Here is a 20692-nt window from a genome sequence, read left to right as displayed (position 1 = left end):
CTCGAACACTAGCAGCGGGCTCTCGCCCGAGAACCCCCGTATTCCCTAGCTCACAGTCGGACCGGCATCATCAATGCAGCGCGTAGGCATCCAGCCTGGTTGAGTTCGCCGAGCAGTTACCTGATCGCGGTCGTCGACCTGGTGTCGAATGCTCCGGTCGGCTCGACATACCACTGACTCAATCTATTCGGACCCTGGGGAACTGAGATCGCGCTGAGGTCCGCGGTTATGTGGCTCCGTATCTTTACCGCGAACGATCCGTTACCTCCGATAGTGCCAGCAGGGCTCCCACTCGTCGCTGGTTTTCGAGGTGGTCGTCGAGACACCGCCTGGTTGAACAGGAGATCGACTGTGCTGAAGAAGGCTGGAATCGTGGCGGCAGCCACCACCGCGGGTCTGCTCGCGCTGAGCCCGCTGGCTTTCGCTGGTGACTACGAGGGCGATTCGGGCCATCACCATCACCACGGCGGCAGCAACGACCACGAGAGCAGCGCCAGCTGTTACCAGAACAATGGCGCAAAGGACAAGGCGCACGGCGTTCACGGACAGGCCGGCCTGGTCAACGTTCAGGACACGACTGTCCAGGTTCCGATCCAGGCGTGCAACAACAGCGTGCTCGATGGTGTTCTGGGGATTCTCACCAAGAACCAGAAGAACTCTGACAACCACGGCTGAGCCGGGATAGGCAGGTAAGCTAACCGGCAGCCAAGACCAGGCACCGATTGCAATCAGACGCACCTTGCCCTTGGTGCGCGGGCGTCGGTTCCCGAGGCGTGTGAACTTTGACGCTATCTGTGGATGCCCTCAGTTCAAGATGACTCGCCATATCATAAAATCGAAACTCAAACCCATAGAATAGTTGCAGGCGAGCTCGCGGATTATCCCTGAGCTTGGTCTAAGCATAACCGAAATGCTGTCGTGCACCGGCCCCATGGATTCGCACAACAGCGTGAGCCGGATCTCCCCACGTAGAAAGGCAATACTTAGTGTCAAACCAACGACTGATTCATGCGGCGACAGCGGTTGCGGCCGCGGTCATCGCAGTGGGCCTGACGAGCTCACCGGCATGGGCCGACCCGCTGCCTGGCCCATCTCCGGCCGCACCACACGCCAGCCCCCAGCGCCCGGCACCTCCCGCCCCACACCCCGGCCCCCAGCACCCGGCACCTCCCGCCCCCCAGCACCCAGCACCTCCCGCCCCACACCCCGCCCCCCAGCACCCAGCACCTCCCGCACCACACCCCGGCCCCCAGCACCCGGCACCTCCCGCACCACAGCACCCAGCACCTCCCGCACATCACTGAGCAGGGCCAACGCTTAGGCAGCGAACTGCCGCTGCTGGATGAACCCTTCGTCCAGCAGCGGCATCGCTGCGTGAATCGGGCGCGACCTCCGCCTTGAGCGCCCGCACCTCGCCGGCGATCTCCGCGGCGGACATCGACACGAATGACTGTCCGAGCTACGTGTGCTTGCGGTGCTTCTCGCGCGGTGGTGGCGAACCACCCGACGGCAGGTTGCGGTTCTGCAGGAACCACAGGACCTGGTCGGCGTGCACGGATGCGCGCAGCTCGTTCGAGACGACCTTGAGTACGGTTCGGTCGACATCGATGACGAACGTCGACCGTTTGACCGGCAACAACCGGGCCAACAGGCCGCGGCGTCGGGTATGCCGACCATGGCGGTCCCCCCGGCGCCCGGCCATCTTCCCGCCCAGCTTGATCAGCGCCCCTCGCCGCACCCCGAACTGCTCGGACACCGCGCCACCCACGTCGGAGAGCAACGGGTAGTCGAATGCGCGCTGCTGCGCGAAGTGGGCCTGCTTGTCGACCGTGTCGGTGCTGATGCCCACCCGCTGGACCCCCAGTGCGGCGAACTCGTTGCTGAGGTCACGGAAATGACAGGCTTGGACGGTACAGATCGGTGACGACGCGATCGGGAAGAAGAACAGCACCACGGGGCCGTCCGCGAGAAGCACGGACAGTGTCCGCGCCCGACCCGTGTGGTCGTACAGGGTGAAGTCCGGCACCCTGTCGCCTGTGATCATCAACCGAGGGTATCTCCAGCGCACCCGATCTAGTGCCCCGCGCCGGAAATCTGCGCAATAATTCCGGCGCCCAGATGGCGCCTCGCGGCGGTCTGAGCCGGGCTACCGTTTGCGCTGGGCGAATGCGTCCAGCTTGGCGCGGTGCTCGGCGCTGTTGACCAGCACGGTGTTGGCGATCCGGTCCACGTGCCGGGCGGAGGTCCGGTCGGAGTTGGCAGCGGCGTCGATGACCAGCTTCGCCAGGCCGAGCGCCTCCTCGGGCTGGCTGGCGAGGTCACGGGCGAACTGCTCGACCCGCGCGGCGAAACCGTCCACCGGGTAGACCGCGTGCACCAGGCCGATGGACAGCGCCTCGGCGGCGGAGACCTGCTGGCCGGCCATCGCGAGCCACTTCGTCCAGTGCGGGCCGACCAGCCGGGTGAGTCGGCTGATCCCGCCCGAACCCGGGAGCGCGGCGAGGTTTCGGACCTCCGGCAGCCCGAACAGCGCCGCGCCGGAGGCGAACCGGAAGTCGCAGCTCGCACCCAGCTCGACACCGATGCCCAGGCAGGGTCCCTGCGCGGCCAGGATCACCGGCTTCTCGATCGCCTCGATCTCGTCGAACAGCTCGTGCAGCCGGCGATAGGCGCCGCGGAACACCGGCCCCGGGGTGCCCGGCCCGGTCTCACCGACCGGCAGCGCGGTGAGGTCGGCCCCGGCGGTGAAGTAGCGTCCCTCGGCGGTGATGACCAGTACCCGCAGGTCGCCCCGGTCGCGCAGGTCGGCGACCGCCGCCCGGAGGGTGCCGAGCATGCCCTCGGTGACCGCGTTCAGCTTGCGGTCCCGGGTGAAGGTGAGGGTGAGGATGCCGTCCCGCTCGTCCCGCCTGATGTCCTCGTTCCCGAGGCCGGCCCGTTCTGTCATGTGGTCGCTCCGCGAGGTCGGTTCAGCTACTACTATTCCCACGACCGTTTCAAGATAGTGTTCGCGGTCGGGCGGGAACGTCTCCAGCTTCCGCTGAAATCGTGCCGGATATAGGCTCATCCGGAGCGGAATGATAGCGGATCGGGGCGCGCAATCGGTGCGGCCACGCTACGCTGGACACTTCTCCCCGAACGCGGGCGAATGGCTGACAAGCCGATGTCCGCCGCCCCGATCCACTCAAAGAGGAGTACCGAGCATGGGTGTTCTCGACGGCAAGGTCGCCTTCATCAGCGGCGGCGCCCGCGGCCAGGGCCGGTCACACGCGGTACGTCTCGCGCAGGAGGGCGCGGACATCATCACCTTCGACATCTGCGCGCCGTTCGACACCGTGGCGTACGCGCAGGCCACCGAGGAAGACCTCGAGGAAACGGTCAAACACGTCGAGTCCCTGGACCGGCGCATCGTCGCCAAGAAGGCCGACGTGCGAGACCAGGAGGCCGTGTCGGCGGTACTCGAGGAGGGCATCGCCGAGTTCGGCCGGGTGGACATCGTGCTGGCCAACGCGGGGATCATGCCCGTCATCGGCGAGAAGGCCCAGAAGCGGCAGGCCTGGCACGACGCGATCGACATCATGCTCACCGGCGTGCTGCACACCTGCGAAGCCGCGATCCCCCGGCTCATCGAGCAGGGCGACGGCGGGTCGATAGTGATCACCAGTTCCACCGCGGGGCTCAAGGCCCCGATGCGCGTCCTCGACGTCAAGAACGACGGTTTCCTCGGCTACATCGCCGCCAAGCACGGTGTGATCGGCCTGATGCGCTCGTACGCGAACTCGCTGGGCCCCTACGGGATCCGGTGCAACACGATTCACCCCACCGGCGTCAACACCGGAATGGTCGCCAATCCCGAGTTCTACGCCCTGGCCGAGAAGCAGCCGAGCCTCATGGAGGCGATGCACAACACTCTGCCGGTGCCCCTGATCGAACCCGTCGACATTTCCAACGCGATTGTCTACCTGGTTTCCGACGCGGGCCGATACGTTACCGGGATCACCATGCCGGTCGACGCCGGAGCAATGGTGTACTGAACCGTGCCGTGTTCCCGCCCGCGCCGGCGGGAACACGGAATCGGTTATGCATTGAGTAACGCATTGCCGCCCGGTTCCCCGGCGACTATTGCTCGCCCCACAGCCGTGGTCGGGCCTGCGCCGGGTCCCAGGCGACAGGCAGGTTGGTGAACCCGTTGACGGTGAGCGCGGTGGACCGGGTGGCCGCCTGGTCGGGGTCGAGCCGCAGGCCGGGCAGCCGGCGCAGCACCGTCTCGATCGCGACCTTCAGCTCGGCGCGCGCGAGCGCGGAGCCCAGGCAGGAGTGCGGGCCCACCGCGAAAGCGAGGTGCCCGCGCACGTCCACCATCGGGCGGTCCACCCGGAAGGTGTCCGCGTCCTCGAACCGTGCACCGTCCCGGCCGGCCGAGGCGTAGACCACCCGCACCTTGGCGCCGGCGGGAAGCTCCTGGCCGGCGATCGTCACCGGCTTCGTGGTGGTGCGGAAGGTGCCCTCGACCGGCGCCTCGAACCGCAGCACCTCCTCGGCCGCCGAGTCGACCAGTGACCAGTCCGCCTCGAGCTTGGCGCGCTCCGCGGGATTGGCGCACAGCAGGTGGATCCCGTTGCCGATGGCCGTGGCGGTGGACTCGAAGCCGGCGGTGAGGAACTGGTGGGCGGCCATCAGGATCTCTTCGTCCTTGAAGCTGCTGCCCTCATGATCGGCGATGATCATGGCGGACAGCACGTCGTCGGGCAGCTTCTCGCCGGCCGCCAACGCCGCGCGCCGCTCGGCGATGATCCCGGAGAGGAAGCCGAAGAGCTCCAGCGTCGCCATGGTGCCGGCCTCGAGCTGTTTCGCGTCGCCGCCCATCAGCGCGATCGACGCGGCTCCCCAGCGGGTGATGTCATCGCGCCGCTCACCGCCGGCCCCGAAGAAGTCCGTGATCATCGCGACGGTCAGCGGAAAGCTGATCTCGGTCATCAGGTCGCACTGGCCACGCGCCGCGACCTTGTCGATGAGATCGTCGATCACCGACCTGACCAGCGGCAACCGCTGGGTGACCATGCGGGGCAGGAACGCCTTGTTGGCGATCTGACGCTGCCGCCGGTGCGCCGGTGCGTCGGCGGTGAGCAGCATGCCGTCCGGGCTCATCGGGGCCATTCGCTCCGGACCCGGGCCCTCCTTGGAGGAGAAGGTCGCGGGGTCGTGCAGGATCCGGACCGCGTCCTCGTAGCGGAACACCGACCAGAACTCGGTGGTCGGCTCGGCCACCAGATAGCTCGCCTCCTGCCGCTCCACCTCCGAGGGGGGCATCCGGTGGTGGTGCACCGGGCACTGGGCCCGCAGGGTCTCGAAGACCGCCTGCGAATGCTGCTTGACCTCCGGCGCGAGGGGGTCGTACGCCTCGGGCATCGTCATCAAGTGCCCCCAATGCAGTGTCGACTCAGTGCAGTGTGTACTCGCTTTCTTTGATTCTTGCCTACCTGCCGTCCGCACCGCAATCCCACTCGGCGCAGCGGGTGACTGCGGCCGGGCCCCGAGGACCCGTACCGACCGCACCCCACGCGCTGGACTCAGGCCGGGCGCTCCACCAGACGGTGCCGCAGCAGGTCCAGCTCGGTGTCGTCGAAACCATGCGAGCGCAGCCACCCCGCCGCGCCGCCGTAGTCGCGGTCCATCCGGTCGAGCACTGCGCGCAGTGCGTCCGGCTGCGCGCGCTTCATGGCCAGCGGAACGCGGCTGATCATCGACTCGTCGCCAAGCGCGGCCACCAGGCTGGCGAGAACGTCGGCGATGACCTCGTTGGTGGCGTCGTAGTCGGCGAGCACGGCGGCCCGCTCCACCCCCACCGCGTCCAGCAGCACGGCGATGGTGACGCCGGTGCGGTCCTTGCCGGCCGCGCAGTGCACCAGTACCGACCCCGAGCCGGTCCACGCCACCAGCCGCGCCGCGGTCACCAGGTGCTCGCCGCGCTGGTCGAGGAAGGCCTGGTACGCGTCGGCCAGCACCCGCACCGCGTCGGTGTCGCCCTGGGCCTTGAGGACCGCGTCGTCGACGTCACTGATCAGCGGGAGGTGGGCGGTGGCCACGCCGGCCTTCGCCAGGTTGGACGGGCCGTCCACGGCCAGCTCCTCGGGCGTGCGCAGGTCGACCACCGTACGCAGCCCGAACTCTGCGACCAGCGTCGCCGCGTCGGCCGGCGACAGCTGGCGCAACGAACCGCTGCGCAGCAACGTCCGGGGTCGGACCGATCCGCCGCCGGCCACCGGCAACCCGCCGACGTCCCGCAGATTGAGCGCGGTGCTCAGCGGCACCCACCGGGGAGTGGCGGCTCTGTCAACCTGTCGGGTGTCAGCCATTCCATGACATTAGAAGGCTGAAATGAACGGTCAGTGAAGCGCTTACCACTCGACCGGGTGATGCCGCTCACGCCCGGGGCGGTCACCCCCGGATTGCCGGCACTTCCTGAGGCCATGAGATTTCCCACCTTGCGACACGCCCGGGCCGGCGGCCAGCCTCGGGCGGAGACCTGGTTCCCTGGGGGACCTGTGACACCCCACCCAGACATCTACTGGAGGTAACCCGAAACAATGACGCTGGCATCCGGATGGGCCCTGGCCCTCGCACCGAACAACCCGCTGGACAGTTCGGGGTGCACCGCCACCGACAGCTCGTGGTGCCAGGTGATCTACCGCTTCACCGGGCAGACCTGGCTGGCCCACTCGGCCGGTGTGCTGATCGACGGCGCGCTGAAGACGGTGCTCATCCTGGTGATCGCGATCGTCATCCGGGGCCTGTGCCACCGGGCGATCGCGCGGGTGTCCCGCGGCATCGGTGAGGGTCGCGCCCCGGCGCTGCTGCGCCCGCTGCGGGAGCGCGCCGCGCACGGCACGCGACACCACACCGGGGCGTCACCGATCGAGCGGCGCCGCCAGCGGGCCGCCACCATCGGCTCGCTGCTGCGCTCCATCGCCTCCTTCGTGATCCTGGGGACGGCATTCGTGCTGGTCCTCGGTGAGTTCGGCGTCAACCTCGCGCCCATCCTCGCGTCCGCCGGGGTGATCGGTGTCGCGGTGGGCTTCGGTGCCCAGAACCTGATCAAGGACTTCCTGTCCGGCATGTTCATGATGCTGGAGGACCAGTACGGCGTCGGTGATGTGGTCGACCTGGGCCCGGCGTCCGGCACGGTGGAGAGCGTCGGCCTGCGGGTGACCACCATCCGCGACATCGAGGGCACGCTCTGGTACGTCCGCAACGGGACCGTCTCCCGGGTCGGCAACCTCAGCCAGCACTTCTCCATCGCGCTGGTCGACGTGCCGCTGGGCCACGGCGCCGACATCACCCACGCCACCGAGGTGGCCACCCGCGCCGCCCGGGAGGCGGTGGCCGAGCGGCCGCTGTCCGAGGACCTGCTCGGCGAGGTGACGATGCTCGGCGTGCAGTCGGTGACGACGGCCGGCGTCACGCTGCGCCTCACCGTCACCACCCGGCCCGGTCAGCAGGTCGGTGTGCGGCGCGCGATGTTCGAGGCGATCGCCACCGCGTTCACCGAGCAGGGCATCCCGCCCCCCACGAACGGCAACACCCCGGCCGCGGCGGAGGCCAGCGTCGTCTCGTAGGGCCGCGGGTATCTCAGAACGCGGCGTAGCCGCCGTCGATCAGGATCGAGTCGCCGGTGTGGAATGAGGACGCGCTGCTCGCCAGGTACACGGCGATCCCGGCGTAGTCCTCGCCGGTCCCCCACCGGCGCACCGGCATCCGGGGCATGACATTGCGCACGAAGGTCGGATTGGCGAACGCATCGGTGGTGATCCCGGCCTCGGTCCAGCCGGGAAGCAGGGCGTTGGCCCGGATCCCGTAGCGCGCGAGCTCGACCGCGAGCGCCTTGACGATGGTCACCAGGCCACCCTTGCTCGCGGTGTACGCGTACCCGCCGGCCTGCCCCATCAGCACCGAGAGGCTGGACGTGGCCACCAGGCTGCCCCCGTTGCCCAGCTCGATCATGTGCCGAGCGGCCTCCCGCAGCGTCACGAAGGCGCCGTCCAGGTTGACCCGGGTGATGCGGCGGAAGTCGGCCAGGCTGGTCTCGACCAGTGGCTTGCGCCCGGAGGGCAGCCCCGCGTTGGCGAAGCAGGAGTCCAGCCGCCCGTGGCTGCCGACCACCTCGCGCAGCCCCTCGGTCACCTGGGCCTCGTCGCCGACATCGACGCGCATCGCGGTGGCCAGCGCGCCGATCGACTCGGCGGCCTCCGCATTGCGCTCGACGTTGGTCCCCCAGATGCAGACCCGGGCGCCCGCCTCGGCGAGACCGCGGGCCATCCCGAGTCCGATGCCGCTGTTACCGCCGGTGACCAGCGCGACGTGCCCGGTGAGGTCGAATCTGCCCCCGCTCACGCTCCGGCCGTCTCGGCAACTCGCGTGGACACAGCGGCCAGGTCGATCTTCATCCCACTCCTCGTCCAGTCCGACACCCCGCGCCCGGGAGACCAGCCGAAGTCTGGCGGATCCCGCAGCGCGCCCGCCAACCAGGTGTGGAACCACTGGTTGACGATCTCGTTGCGGCCGAACACCAACGACTCGGCGTCACGGCTGGACAGGGCGTGCTGCAGGTCCCGGTTCAGCGTCATGTCCTCGTCCCGCAGCACGTCCATAAGGATCTTCCAGTTCTTGTCCCAGAACGCGCGCTGCCGCTCGGTCTCGGCCGGCTCCCGGATCTGCATCCGGCAGCGCTGGGCGTCCGTCGGGTGCGGCAGGAAGTTCAGGAGCTGGAAGTGGTCCGGCTGGCGCAGCAGCACCATGTTCGGCATGAACGAGTAGCCGATGGTGACGTGTTTCTCGATCGGCACGCTCTCCGGTGGCTCGGACCTCGCCGAAGGTGTTCGCGCCGGACACCACCCGCAGCGCACCGTCCGGCCCGTAACTCCAGCCGTGGTAGCCGCAGGTGAACATCTTGCGGGACCCGGAGTCCTGAGGGACGAGGCGGGCACCTCGGTGGCGGCACACGTTGACGAACGCCTTGACGGCCCCGTCCCGCTGCCGCACCAGGAGCACCTCGTTGTTGGGCAGCTGGGTAACCATGAAGTCGTTCGGCTCCGGCATCTCCGAGCCGTGCACCGCCACCACCGGCACCCGCCCGAAGATCGCCTCCCGTTCCCGGGCGGCCAGCTCCGGGTCGAGGTACTCCCGGTGGTCCACCCGCATGGTGGAGTCGGCCAGGTCGGTTGCCTTGTTCTCGATGTGCGCGAAGAGCCGTTTCGCCAGGTCTGCCTTCGAGCCATGGGGCAGTTCGATGTCCAGTGCCACCATCAGCGCACCCTCTCGTGTGTCGCGGCCAGGTCGGCGTAGCGGGCCCTGAGCTCGCGGCGGGCGATCTTGCCGCTGGCCATCCGGGGCAACGGTTCACGCTGGAAGACCACGTAGCGGGGCACCTTGAACGCGGCGAGCCGCGCGGCGCAGGCCGCTACCACCGTCTCGGCCGAGATCGGCCCGGCGGTGGCGACGATGGCCGCCGGGGTCTCGCCGAACTTCGCGTCGTCAGCCGGGATCACGCACACCTCATCCACCCCGTCGAGGTCACCGATCACCGACTCGATCTCGGACGGCGCGACGTTGAACCCACCCGAGATGATCATGTCTATCATCCGGTCCACCACCCGGATGAAGCCGTCGCGGTCCCGGACGCCGACGTCGCCGCTGTGGAACCAGCCGTCGCCCAGCGCCTCCGCCGTCGCCTCCGGGTTGCGCCAGTACCCGCGGTCACCGCCGGGCCGCGCACGATGATCTCGCCGGGCTCCTCGGGGTCGCACTCGCCGCCGTCCGGGCGCACGATCCGGTGCCGGGTGAACATCCCGTCCCGGCCTACCGACTCCGGCCTGGTGAGCGCCTCGCCGGCCGGGTTGATCGTCGAGTTGCCGCCGAGCTCGGTCATGCCGTACGCCTGCCGGAGTGTCACGCCCTTGGCCAGCCACGCCCTGATCGTCGGCAGCGGCACCCGGGCGCCGGCTACGCTGACCAGCTCCAGCGCGGACAGGTCGGCGTCGGCGAACTCGGGAAGCGCGGCCATCTGCTCGAAGAGCACCGGCACCCCGAGCATCACCGCTACCGTGCCCCCGGCCAGCCGGGACAGCGTGGTCCTCGGTTCGAAACCCCGCTCGTAGTGGATCGTCATGCCCCGGGTCAGCGGGTGCAGGATGTGCCAGAGCAGGCCCGGCGCGCCCGACACGGACAACACGTAGATGATCCCGGCGCCCTGCCGCAGCGCCGGCTCCATGAACGCCCATTCGGTGACGAAGGCAGCCGTGCCGCGGTGGGTGAACCCGACGCCCTTGGGCCGCGACGTCGTCCCGCTGGTGTAGACGAGGACCGCGACGTCGTCCGGCCGGCGTCCGGCCTCGCACCGACCGGTGCTCGCCACCACGCAGGCCGGTGAACTCCGCGAGCCCGCCGAGCGGCACCGATCCACCGACCAACGCCTCGGCCATCCGGGCCCGGTGTTGATCGTCGGTCAGCACCAGCGCCGGGTCCGAGTTGTCCACCAGGTAGCTCAGCTCGGCGGCGACGAACCGGTTGTTGTACGGCACCACCACCGCGCCCAGCTTGAGTGCCCCGATCGCGGCGACGCACCACTCCAGGCTGTTCGCGCCGATCATCCCGACCCGGTCGCCCCGGCCGATGCCGCGCGCGGCGAGTGCGTGCGCGGCGCCGTCGGTCCAGCTGTCGAGCTCCCGGTAGCTGACGGTGTCGTGCCCGTCGAACACGATGGCCGGGCTTTCCGGGGTGTTCACCGCCCACCAGCGCAGCCCGTCGGTGACCAACGCGGTCATTCCCCGGCCCCGGCCGCGCTCAGTGCGACACCGTCTCGGGCGTGAACAGGATCGGCATCCGGATCACGCCGCGGGTCTGGCTGCCGTGCGACACCACCGAGCCGTCCGGGTCCAGCCGGTAGTCCGGGATCCGGCGGTTCAGCTCGCCGAACGCGATCGCCAGCTCCACCCGGGCCAGGTGCGACCCGATGCACCGGTGCGGCCCGGCGCCGAAGGACAGATGCCGGTTCGGTACCCGGTCGACCAGGAGGTCGGTGGCCGAGGCGAACTCCCGCTCGTCCCGGTTGGCACCGGCGAGAATGCACAGCAGCTGGTCGCCGGCGCGCACCGGTGCCCCGCCGAGCTCGGTGTCCCGCATGGCCTTGCGCCCCGGCGATACGGCCGCCTCGATCCGCAGTACCTCCTCGATCACCGACGGGAGCAGCGTCGGCTCGTCGAGCAGCCGCTGCCGCTGCTCCGGGCGGTCAGCGAGGTAGGCGAGCCCCCACGCCAGCGAACCCTGGGTGGTGTGCAGGCCGGCGATGGCGAGCAGGTGGAACAGGTTGCCCAGCTCCTGGTCGGTCATCTGCCGGGTCACCCCGTCCAGCTCGACCTCGGAGTTGACGATGGAGGTCGTGACGTCCGCCGAGTCCGCCGAGCCACCCCGGCGGTCGGCGATGATCCCCACGAAGTACTCGGTCAGCCGTCGCGCGGCATCCATCCGCGCGGCGTTGGACTCCTCCTCCGAAGCAGGCCGGCCCCACGCGAGCATGGACCGTCCCACGCGAGGTTGGCCGTCCCACGCAAGCATGGACCGTCCCACGCGAGGTTGGCCGCCCGACGCGAGCGGGAGCGCCGATCCGGGCGAGCGGGACCGCTGATCTGAGCGGAAGCACCCCCTACCCGGCGGGAGCGCTGACCTGGGCGACAGCGCCGATCCCGGCGGGAGCGCCGTACCCGAGCGGCCGACTCCCGGGCGACAGCGCCGTACCCGAGCGGCCGACTCCCGGGCGACAGCGCCCATCCCACCGACAGCGCCCGTCCCACCGGACCAGCCTGCGCGCGCCACCGGACCAGCCCGCGCGCGCAGGGCACGGCGTCAGGCGCGTGCGAGCCGGCGGTGCATGGCGCGGCCGACAGATCCCCGCGCATCGGCTCACCGAGATCGACGTTTCTCTGGTTTTTATCATGATCAAACCAGAATTTCGTCGATCTCGATGGCGATTAGTTCCTCACGCGTCGCGCCCGGTGCCGATGCTGATCGCGCTGCTGTGCACCGGGCAGGTGGCCATTTGATTGCCCCGCAATGCTCACCTCCTGTCGCGTACACCTACGCAGAGCAAGCGGCACACTTGCCGAACACCCTGTGGCTCGTACGCCGTCGACCGACCGGGACCAGCGGCACGTCCACCGCTGACAAGAGCCGCCGGCACAGACCGGCCGCGGGCCGCACAGACCGTGCACCCTGTGTGCGAGCGGCACCAGCTCTGTGCGAGCCACGGGCGGACGCGAGCCCCGGGCGGACGCGAGCCACGGGCGGACGCGAGCCACGGGCGGATGCGAGCCGGGTCAGGAGTCGACGGTCGCGCCGGTGGGGATCGGCCGCTGCTCGGGTAGCGCGCCGATCCGCTGCTCAGCGGGGAGCATCAACCTGCCGATGACCCAGATCGTGCCGACCGCGATCGCGGCGGTGAGTGCGGCCGCGACGTTGCGCCACATCGGCCCGACGCTCATGTTCAACGTGGCGAACACCGGCCACCCGGCCCACAGCTCCCACGCCGCGAACGAGGACGGCACGAGCACGATCGCCAGCGGGTAACCGCGTCGGCCGAACCGGCGCACCGCGAGCGCTAGCAGCGCACCGCCGAGTAGCTCGCCGAAGTTGGCGAACACCCACCACAGCGGGAAGTCGCTGCCGATCCGCCAGGGCTGATCGCCGTAGTAGTCGTACGCACTGGTGATCACGTAACCCTCGAGCACGATGTTCATCACCGCCTGCCCGGCCACGAACAGCCAGTACGTCGACCACTTCACCCTGTTCTCGAACATCCGGAAGAACACGTAACAGGTGACCCCGGTGAAGAACGTGTAGACGAACGCCGCCCACCACGGGTACTGCACCGGCTGCGCCAGATCGGGGAACTCGGTCCACGCCCAGTAGTTGCCGTGATGGAACCGCAGCTTGCCGAGCGCGTCCCAGATCGGCTCCACCGGATTGCACAGCACGCTGCCGACCAGGCAGATCAGCATCAGCGGCGAGCGCCGCCGGACCGACTCGGCGATCGCCGCGAGCACCACCAGGACCGCGATCGCCCCGAACACGAAGAAGAACACCTCGGCGTGCTGGGCCGAGATCGTCGGGATGGGACCGATGACGTCACCGCTGGACCGACCGGTCATCGACATCTCCTCCTTGGTCATCATCGACCGCCGCCCGGGCCGGGGGGATTCGTCAGAAAGGGCAGCTGTTCGCTAGTGAGCACCCACTGCACAGATTAGCCGCAGTCACCGCTGAACGGAAGGCTGCACAACCGGCGTGGAGACCTCGAAGTGCGCAAGCTCCGGCTCGGTGAGCAGCGCCCGGTGCTCGGCCGGGGTGCCGGGGAAGGTGTTCGGCCGGCCGTGTTTGTCCAGGTACCAGCTGGTGCAGCCGGATGTCCAGATGGTGCCCGGCATGGCCTTGACCAGCTCGGCGTTGTAGCGCTCGGTGGCGTCCCGGCGCGGCGCCAGCGCCTCCAGCCGGCCGGTGGCGTACAGCTCGAGGCACTGCATGACGTAGTCCGCCTGGGCCTCGGCGATGGAGATCACCGAGAAGTTGCCGAACGGGCTGTGTGGCCCGACCAGCATGAAGTAGTTCGGGAACCCGGGCAGGGCCACGCTGCGGTAGGCGAACGGGTCGTCCGCCCACAGCTCGTCCAAGGTCACCCCGCCCGCGCCGGTGAGCGCCATCGGCCGCAGGTACGCCTGCGCGTCGAACCCGGTGGCCAGCACCAGGGCGTCGAGCCGGTGGGTGGTTCCGCCCTCGGTGACGACGCCGTCCGGCACGACCGAGGTGATCGGGTCGGTGACCAGGTCGACGTTGCGCCGCTGTACCGCGCGGTAGAAGCCGAGGCCCATCACGATGCGCTTGCACATCGGCTCGAAGTCCGGGGTGAGCCGGGCGCGCAGCTCCGGGTCCCGGACCCGGCCCAGATGCCAGCGGCACAGGGCGGACATCACCGACCGCTGCCAGCCCGGGTGGGTGGTCGCCTCGCCGAAGGTCAGCTCGAAGATCCGCTGGTAAAGCCGGTAGCCCAGCCGCCCGAGCCGCCGCGAGCGCCCGATCACCGCCCGGCTCAGCGTCGAGTAGCGCCAGTTCGGCACCGGCAGGATCCACTGCGGCGTACGCAGGAAGACCGCGAGCCGGGCCGCCTCCGGGGCGAGCGCGCTGATGATCTGCACCCCGGTGGAGCCGTTGCCGATGACCCCGACGCGCTTGCCGGCCAGGTCGACGGTGTGGTCCCAGCGGGCCGAGTGCAGCACCGGGCCGGCGAAGCTGTCCAGGCCGTCGATGGCCGGCAGCTTGGGCGTGTGCAGGATGCCGGTCGCCGTGACCAGGAAGTCGAACCTGCCCTGGTCACCGGCCTCGGTGCGGACCGTCCACGAGGATCCGGTCCAGGTGGCGGCGGTGACCTTCGCGCCGAACCGGATGTGCGGGCGCAGCCGGTAGCGCCGGGCCACCCCGTCGAAGTACCGCCAGATCTCCGCGCCGCCGGGGAAGAACTGGCTCCAGTCCGGGTTCGGCTCGTCGAGGTAGGTGTAGAAGCGCGCCGGCACGTCGCAGGCCAGCCCCGGGTAGCTGTTGTGGTGCCAGGTACCGCCGAGGTCGTCGGCCTTCTCGAAGATCGTGAAGTCGTGCAGGCCCGCCTTGACCAGCCGCATCGCCAGGCCGAGGCCGGACATGCCGGCCCCGACGATGGCGACGCGGGGCGATCGGACCCTCGGCTTCGTTGCCGGGGGCGCCTCAGCTCGGGACATGGCGCGGGCACTCCCTCACGGGTGCGGTGGGCTCTTCACGGTTGCGATGAGCCGGGGTGCGGTGGCGGGGATCGGCCGGCAGGTGGGGGGACCTGCCGGCCGAAGTCGGGTCAGTCGTAGACGATGACGCCGCGCAGGTTGCGGCCCTCGTCCATGTCGCGGAAACCCTGGTTGATCTCCTCGAGCCGGTACGTCCGGGTGACCAGCTCGTCCAGGTGCAGCTCGCCGGCCCGGTACAGGTCCAGCAGCTTCGGCACGTCCACCCGTGCGTTGCAGTTGCCGTACAGCGCGCCCTGCAGCCGTTTGCCGGACATCACGAAGTCCAGCAGGTTGAGGTCGACCTGGCCCTGCAGGGCGGGCGCCGCGGAGGTGACGACGAGGGTGCCGCCCTTGCGGGTGAGCAGCCCGCACGGCCCGACCAGCTCGCCCAGCCCGACGCTCGCGGTCAGGATCACCCGGTCCGCCATCACCCCGCCGGTCAGCTCGCGGACCACGGCCCCGGCCCCGTCGAAGTCGGGCACCGAGTGGGTGGCGCCGAGCTGCTCGGCCATCTCGCGCTTGAACGGCACCGGGTCGACGGCCACGATGTTCGCGGCGCCGGCCATCCGGGCGCCCTGCACCGCGTTGATGCCCACTCCCCCGGTGCCGACCACCACGACGGTGTCGCCGACCTCGGTCCCGGCGGCGTGCACGGCGGAGCCCCAGCCGGTCGGCACCCCGCAGCCGATCAGAGCGGCCTTCTCCAGCGGGATGTCCTTCCCGATCCTGATCACCGAGGTGCTCGGCGCGACCACGTAGGGCGCGAAGGTGCCGAGGAACGACATCGCGCCGACCGGCTTGCCCCGGGCGTGGATGCGGTTCGTGCCGTCCGGGGCCCTGCCGCCGAGCACGCCCGCACCCACGTCACACAGGCTCGACACCCCGGAGGCACACCACCGGCACCGCCCGCAGGACGGCAGGAACGTGGTCACCACGTGGTCACCGGGCGCCAGGCCGTGTACCTCGGCGCCGGCCTCCACGACCACTCCGGCGCCCTCGTGCCCACCCAGCACCGGCGCCCAGGGCAGCGGAATGTCCCCGGTGTCCAGGTGCGCGTCGGAGTGGCAGAGCCCGGAGGCGGCCAGCTTGATCAGTACCTCGTCGGCCTTCGGCGGGTCGAGCTCGATCTCCTCGACGCTCCAGCCGGAGTTGGTGCCGGGCTCCCAGAGCAGCGCACCTTCAGTCTTCACGCGGGCCTCCACCCAGCCGAACTGGTTCGTCGTGGTCCCTCCGGTCCGGCAGCTCGGCGAGCAGCCGGTCGCGCAGCCGGAACTTCTGGATCTTGGTCGCGGACATCGGCCAGTCCGTGACGAACCGGACGAAGCGGGGCACCTTGTACTTCGCCAGGCCGGTGCGGCAGAACGCGACCACGTCGTCCCCGCTCAGCGCGGCGCCGGGCCGCAGCTGCAGGAACGCGGCCGGCACCTCGTCGTACGTCGGGTCCGGGATGCCGACCACGGCGGCCACCACGACGTCCGGGTGGCTGAGCAGGTACACCTCGACCTCCGCGCAGCCGACGTTCTCGCCGCCGACCTTGAGCATGTCCTTGAGGCGCCCGGTGAACGTCAGGTTGCCGTGCCCGTCGATGCGGCCGAGGTCGCCGGTGTGGAACCAACCCTCGGCGTCGATGTTCTCGGCGGTCTTGGCGGGGTCGTTGTGGTAGCCGAGGAACAGGCTGTAGCCGCGCACGTAGAGCTCACCGACGACGTCGGTCGGGATCGGCCCACCGGTGGCCGGGTCACGGACCTCGACCTCGACGCCGTCGAACGGCTTGCCGCAGGTCAGCCGCTGCTCCAGCGGGTCGTCCAGCCGTCCCATCACGGCCACCCCGCCGGTCTCGGTGGAGCCGTAGCAGCTCACGTGCGCGGTGTGCGGCAGCAACTCCTGGTAGCGGCGCAGCAGCTCGGGCGGCCCGACGGTGAGCAAACCGCGCACCCGGGCGAAGGTGTCCGGGTGGTAGTCGGGGTGGTTGAGCAGTGGGCCGGTCAGCGTCGGGTAGGCCGGGAAGAGCAGCGTGGCACGTTCCCGCTCGATCAGTTCCAGTGCTTCGGTCGGCTCGAAGTGGGTCATCGAGATGTACGCGGCGGCGGCGTTCAGCACACCGATCATCTGTGCCTGCGCGCTGACGTGGAACATCGGCAGCGGGTTCCACATCCGGTCCTCCGGGCGGACGCGGAACGCCTCCTCACCCACCGCCCTGCCGAGCCGGACCACCGAGGCGTGCGACAGCGGACAGCCCTTGGGGACCGAGGTGGTGCCGGAGGTGTACATCATGATGTACGGCGCGTCCGGCGGGACCGCCGTCGCGGCCGCCCGCGCCGACGCGGCGTCCACCGGGGCACCGAACGCGCGGAACTGCTCGCCGGACAGGAAGCCCGCCACCGTGCGCCGGCCCAGTACGACGGCGTGGCGCAGGGCCGGCGCCTCCGCGAGCCGAGGCGCGCCGCCCGGTTCGGCGCCGCTGCCGGTGCCGGTGCGAGCCAGGCCGGGCAGCGCTTCGCACAGTCGGCCGGCGTAGTCCACGTGTTCGTCGACCGCGTCCGTCGTGACGATCAGCTTCATGCCCGAGTCGGGGATCAGGTAGCGCAGCTCGCGGGGCGCCAGCCGGGCGTTGAGCGGGACGAACAGCGCCCCGACCATCGCGGTCCCGAGCATCGCGTGCACGAAGTCCAGGCAGTTCGGCATCAACGCGCCGACCGCGTCGCCCCGGCCGATGCCCAGTGCGGTCAGCGACCGGGCCACATCCAGTGCGGAGCGCTCCAGCTCGGCGTAGGTCTGCCGGGCGTCGGCGAAGACGAAGCTGTCGTTGTCCGGGTGCAGCCGGGCGGACCGTTCGAGCAGCGCGGGAACGGTCAACCCGGCCGCTGCCACTCCGCCCGCCACTGTGCCCGCCACTGTGCCCGCCACTGTGCCCGCCACTGTGCCCGCCACTGTGCCGGTCACCGGGAGGTCCCGGCCGGGCAGCGCACCTCGGCCTGCCCGGAGAGCACCGCGCCGCCTTCGGGGGCGCCCTCGACCCGCAGCCACACCTCGCAGCGGACCAGCTCGCCGTCACCGTCGGCGACCCGCTCGGTCACCCGGCCGCCGGCGCGCACCGCCTGGCCCGCGATGACGGTGCCGCGCAGCTGGACCCGCAGCCGGGACAGCCGCCCGGTCGGGTAGGCCGCGCGCAGCAGGTTCACCAGCATCGCCATGTTGGACGGACCCTGGTTGACCGGCCGCTCGGCGATGCCCAGCCGCGACGCTGCCTCGGGGTCGAAGTGCAGTGGGTTCGGGTCGGCGAGCAGCAGGGCCAGCAGCTTCATCTTCTCCGGGTCGACCCGGTCCAGCGTCCAGACCGGCAGCTCCTCGACCTCCGCCGCGGTGCTCACCGGTGCACCCTCGCCGCCTCGCCACGCCGGGGCAGCGCGTACACGTTGGTCACCACCGCCACCGCCTCCCCGGCCGCGTCGAACAGCTCGAAACGTGCGGTGAGCAGGTCGAACACGCCAAGGGTGCGGCCGGACTTGCGGACCACCGACACCACGGTGCCGCGCACCCCGTACTCGACGTCGGCGCGGAACTCACCGGGGAACTCCAGGGTGGACTCGGTCAGCATCGGGCCGTCGGACATCTCGGTACCCCACAGCCGGAACAGCTCGGCCACCGAGACACCCAATCCCCGCTGGGCGGCGACGAACGCCATCACCGGGTGCGGCTCCTCGACCGGCTCGGAGTAGAGCACGTCGTGGCCGAGCCAGCTCTCGTAGCCGGCCACGGTGTGCCGCCCGCCGGGCAGCGGCGCCCCGACCAGGTGCCGCAGCGGGTGGACCGATACCGCGCCGGTCATGAGAACGACCGGGGCAGCCCGAGACCTTCGGCGATCCCGTTGCGGGCCATCTCGTTGGTCACCGGGCCGATCCGGAACAGTCGGACGTCGCGCCAGTACCGCTGCATGTCGGTCTCCGCCGAGTAGCCCATCCCGCCGAGGATCTGCAGCCCGAGGTCGGCGGCCTGGCCGCCCAGCTCGGAGGCGACCACCTTGGCCATGTTCGCCTCCTGCCCGCACGGCCGGCCCAGTGACTGCAGCCAGGCTGCCCGGTTGACCATCAGCTCGGACTGGTCGCGCCACATGGCGATGTTGGCGATGTGGTGCTGTAGCGCCTGGAACCGGGAGATCGGGCCACCGAAGGCCTCCCGCTCCTGGACGTAGCGCAGCGCGTCCTCCAGGACGCCGTCCATGATCCCGACGCAGAACGAGGAGAGCATGATGCGCTCGTTGTTCAGCGTGGGCAGCAGCATGTACCAGGCCCGGTTCTCCTCCCCGAGCAGGTTCTCCTCGGGGATGAAGACGTTGTCCAGGTAGACGTCGCAGGAGCCGAGCGAGCGCATGCCCAGCTTGGGGATCTCGTGGATCGTCACACCCGCGCTCCTGGTGGGCAGGATGAACAGGGTGACGCCCTGGTGCCGCTTCTCGGTGTACTCGTCTGTGCGGGCCAGCAGCAGGATGTAGTCCGCCACGTGGGCCATCGAGCTCCACGTCTTCTGGCCGTTGAGCACCCAGCCACCGTCCACCCGCTTGGCCCGGGTGCGCATGCCGCCGAGCAGGTCGGTGCCGCCGCCCGGCTCGGTGAAGCCGATCGCCCACTTCTCCCGGCCCTCGGCGATCGCGGTCAGGTGGACCCGCTTCTGCTCCTCGGTGCCGTACAGCCCCACCGACTTGCCGCCCGCGAACGAGGTGATGCCCCAGACCCAGGTCAGTCCGGCCAAGGACCGCGCCAGACCTCGCGCCAGAATCATCTGAGTCAGAATGTCGCCGCCCTGGCCGCCGTATTCCTCGGGCAGCCCGATGCCGTGGAACCCGGCTTTGGTGAATTTGTCCCACAGCGCGTGCGGGAATGCGTGCTCGTCCTTCTCCAGTTCACGTGCCCACGATTTGGGTACCTCGCGGTCCACCCACTCGCGGACGGTCTTCTGGAAGAGCTGCTGCTGTTCGTTGAGATCAAAGTCCATCCGTGGCCCTCACGATCGGGAGGCACTGCGCGTCGAACCGGCGTGGCCGTCCGGTGCAGTAAACCAGACAACCGTTTGGTTGGCTAGAGAGGACGTGGGAGCTCTTCACCGAGGAGCGGAACAGGGTCGGACCGGCCTCAGGCCGACGTCGGTACGATCAGGCCTCGAGCAGGCCGGCAATCACGATCTCGGCGTACTGGTCGGCGATCTCGGCCGGCGACCTGCGCCCGTCCGGCCGGTACCAGCGGTACACCCAGTTCATCGCGCCCAGCGCGGCGAGCGCGGCCAGCTGTGCGTCCACACCGGGCTTGACCACGCCGGCACGCTGGGCGTCCTCGATCAGGTCGGCCAGGATCGCGGAGTACTCGTGCAGCGCGATCTGCTCGCGGCGGGCCGTGGACAGCTGCTCGAACTCGTGTAGCAGCACGGAGGTCTCGACCAGGTTGTCGATCAGGTACAGCACGTGCCCGCGCACCACCGAGCGCAGCCGGGCAGCCGGGTCGGACTCGGCCGCGGCGAGCTCCCGCAAATTGTCCAGACCGCGGGTGTACACCGCCCGCACTATCTCGAAGAGCAGATCGTCCTTGCTCCGGATGTAGTGGTACAGGCTGCCTTTGAGCACTCCGAACTGGTCGGCGATGTCCTGCAACGTGGTGGATTTGTAGCCGTGTTCGGCGAACGATTTCGCGGAGATCTCCAGGAGCTCGTTCCAGCGGCCATCCTCCTGGCGCGCCGGCGCATCTCCCGAATGGCGCGCAACCCGCCCGGACTTGTGTTTGTTCACCGCCGCTTTGTTCACCGCCACCTTGTTCGCCACCCAGGAAACCTAACAGGCACCCGACCGA

At 69.8% G+C, this 20692-nt stretch carries 20 protein-coding genes and 2 pseudogenes; 3 read left to right on the top strand and 19 right to left on the bottom strand.

The window, feature by feature from the left end; translation table 11 throughout:
• The first annotated feature begins 351 nt into the window (after positions 1-351).
• Positions 352-675: a hypothetical protein gene (locus ACTXG6_RS24455; RefSeq protein ID WP_445181695.1), complete on the top strand. Its 324-nt coding sequence runs from the start codon at positions 352-354 to the stop codon at positions 673-675.
• Positions 676-1459: 784 nt separating this feature from the next.
• Here the strand turns inward: ACTXG6_RS24455 and ACTXG6_RS24450 are convergent.
• Positions 1460-2044, bottom strand: coding sequence for a peroxiredoxin (locus tag ACTXG6_RS24450; RefSeq protein WP_445181694.1), 585 nt, complete (start codon positions 2042-2044; stop codon positions 1460-1462).
• Between the two features lie 102 nt (positions 2045-2146).
• On the bottom strand, positions 2147-2947 hold the full coding sequence (locus ACTXG6_RS24445) for an enoyl-CoA hydratase/isomerase family protein (protein WP_445181693.1): 801 nt from the start codon (positions 2945-2947) through the stop codon (positions 2147-2149).
• A 256-nt stretch (positions 2948-3203) separates the two neighbouring features.
• Between ACTXG6_RS24445 and ACTXG6_RS24440 the strand changes: the two genes are divergently transcribed.
• Complete coding sequence (locus tag ACTXG6_RS24440) at positions 3204-4034, top strand: mycofactocin-coupled SDR family oxidoreductase (RefSeq protein ID WP_445181692.1); 831 nt, start codon at positions 3204-3206, stop codon at positions 4032-4034.
• Positions 4035-4119: 85 nt separating this feature from the next.
• On the opposite strand, the gene ACTXG6_RS24435 is transcribed toward ACTXG6_RS24440, so the two are convergent.
• Together ACTXG6_RS24435 and ACTXG6_RS24430 are read right to left on the bottom strand one after the other, a co-directional pair.
• Positions 4120-5415 carry a cytochrome P450 gene (locus tag ACTXG6_RS24435; protein ID WP_445181691.1) on the bottom strand — a complete coding sequence of 432 codons (1296 nt, stop codon included), beginning with the start codon at positions 5413-5415 and terminating at the stop codon, positions 4120-4122.
• 155 nt (positions 5416-5570) lie between these two features.
• On the bottom strand, positions 5571-6356 hold the full coding sequence (locus ACTXG6_RS24430; protein WP_445181690.1) for a tyrosine-protein phosphatase: 786 nt from the start codon (positions 6354-6356) through the stop codon (positions 5571-5573).
• A gap of 231 nt (positions 6357-6587) precedes the next feature.
• On the opposite strand from ACTXG6_RS24430, the gene ACTXG6_RS24425 reads away from it, so the two are divergent.
• Positions 6588-7616 carry a mechanosensitive ion channel family protein gene (locus ACTXG6_RS24425; protein WP_445181689.1) on the top strand — a complete coding sequence of 343 codons (1029 nt, stop codon included), beginning with the start codon at positions 6588-6590 and terminating at the stop codon, positions 7614-7616.
• A gap of 13 nt (positions 7617-7629) precedes the next feature.
• On the opposite strand, the gene ACTXG6_RS24420 is transcribed toward ACTXG6_RS24425, so the two are convergent.
• The 15 genes and pseudogenes from ACTXG6_RS24420 to ACTXG6_RS24350 form a co-directional block, all read right to left on the bottom strand.
• Positions 7630-8391 (bottom strand): SDR family NAD(P)-dependent oxidoreductase, encoded by a 762-nt coding sequence (locus ACTXG6_RS24420; protein WP_445181688.1) that lies wholly within the window; start codon positions 8389-8391, stop codon positions 7630-7632.
• Positions 8388-8843, bottom strand: coding sequence for an SRPBCC family protein (locus ACTXG6_RS24415; RefSeq protein WP_445181687.1), 456 nt, complete (start codon positions 8841-8843; stop codon positions 8388-8390). Before ACTXG6_RS24415 ends, ACTXG6_RS24420 begins: the two co-directional genes overlap by 4 nt.
• 103 nt (positions 8844-8946) lie before the next feature.
• A pseudogene (locus tag ACTXG6_RS24410) lies at positions 8947-9075 on the bottom strand (Rieske 2Fe-2S domain-containing protein); the annotation flags it as partial.
• A gap of 227 nt (positions 9076-9302) precedes the next feature.
• Positions 9303-9638 carry an AMP-binding enzyme gene (locus ACTXG6_RS24405; RefSeq protein WP_445190104.1) on the bottom strand — a complete coding sequence of 112 codons (336 nt, stop codon included), beginning with the start codon at positions 9636-9638 and terminating at the stop codon, positions 9303-9305.
• Complete coding sequence (locus ACTXG6_RS24400; protein ID WP_445181686.1) at positions 9635-10411, bottom strand: class I adenylate-forming enzyme family protein; 777 nt, start codon at positions 10409-10411, stop codon at positions 9635-9637. Before ACTXG6_RS24400 ends, ACTXG6_RS24405 begins: the two co-directional genes overlap by 4 nt.
• Before the next feature lie 88 nt (positions 10412-10499).
• Positions 10500-10820: pseudogene (locus ACTXG6_RS24395) on the bottom strand (AMP-binding protein); the annotation flags it as partial.
• A 19-nt stretch (positions 10821-10839) separates the two neighbouring features.
• Complete coding sequence (locus tag ACTXG6_RS24390) at positions 10840-11571, bottom strand: cytochrome P450 (protein ID WP_445181685.1); 732 nt, start codon at positions 11569-11571, stop codon at positions 10840-10842.
• A 797-nt stretch (positions 11572-12368) separates the two neighbouring features.
• Positions 12369-13199: a hypothetical protein gene (locus ACTXG6_RS24385; RefSeq protein ID WP_445181684.1), complete on the bottom strand. Its 831-nt coding sequence runs from the start codon at positions 13197-13199 to the stop codon at positions 12369-12371.
• A gap of 105 nt (positions 13200-13304) precedes the next feature.
• A complete protein-coding gene (locus tag ACTXG6_RS24380; RefSeq protein WP_445181683.1) occupies positions 13305-14816 on the bottom strand; it encodes a flavin-containing monooxygenase in 1512 nt (503 codons plus the stop codon).
• A gap of 110 nt (positions 14817-14926) precedes the next feature.
• Positions 14927-16045, bottom strand: coding sequence for an NDMA-dependent alcohol dehydrogenase (locus ACTXG6_RS24375; RefSeq protein ID WP_445181682.1), 1119 nt, complete (start codon positions 16043-16045; stop codon positions 14927-14929).
• Positions 16035-17798 (bottom strand): class I adenylate-forming enzyme family protein, encoded by a 1764-nt coding sequence (locus tag ACTXG6_RS24370; protein ID WP_445181681.1) that lies wholly within the window; start codon positions 17796-17798, stop codon positions 16035-16037. Before ACTXG6_RS24370 ends, ACTXG6_RS24375 begins: the two co-directional genes overlap by 11 nt.
• A complete protein-coding gene (locus ACTXG6_RS24365) occupies positions 17795-18226 on the bottom strand; it encodes a MaoC/PaaZ C-terminal domain-containing protein (RefSeq protein ID WP_445181680.1) in 432 nt (143 codons plus the stop codon). Before ACTXG6_RS24365 ends, ACTXG6_RS24370 begins: the two co-directional genes overlap by 4 nt.
• The gene (locus tag ACTXG6_RS24360) at positions 18223-18684 is read right to left on the bottom strand and encodes a hypothetical protein (RefSeq protein ID WP_445181679.1); all 462 of its coding nucleotides are present in this window, start codon (positions 18682-18684) and stop codon (positions 18223-18225) included. The genes ACTXG6_RS24365 and ACTXG6_RS24360 overlap by 4 nt, the downstream gene beginning before the upstream one ends.
• Positions 18681-19847, bottom strand: coding sequence for an acyl-CoA dehydrogenase family protein (locus ACTXG6_RS24355; RefSeq protein ID WP_445181678.1), 1167 nt, complete (start codon positions 19845-19847; stop codon positions 18681-18683). Before ACTXG6_RS24355 ends, ACTXG6_RS24360 begins: the two co-directional genes overlap by 4 nt.
• 157 nt (positions 19848-20004) lie before the next feature.
• The gene (locus ACTXG6_RS24350; RefSeq protein ID WP_445181677.1) at positions 20005-20664 is read right to left on the bottom strand and encodes a TetR/AcrR family transcriptional regulator; all 660 of its coding nucleotides are present in this window, start codon (positions 20662-20664) and stop codon (positions 20005-20007) included.
• Between the last annotated feature and the right edge of the window lie 28 nt (positions 20665-20692).

This window comes from Pseudonocardia sp. Cha107L01 (genome assembly GCF_052566575.1).
The sequence above is the reverse complement of the archived record's forward strand: the minus strand, read 5'-3'. Positions and strand labels throughout refer to the sequence as shown.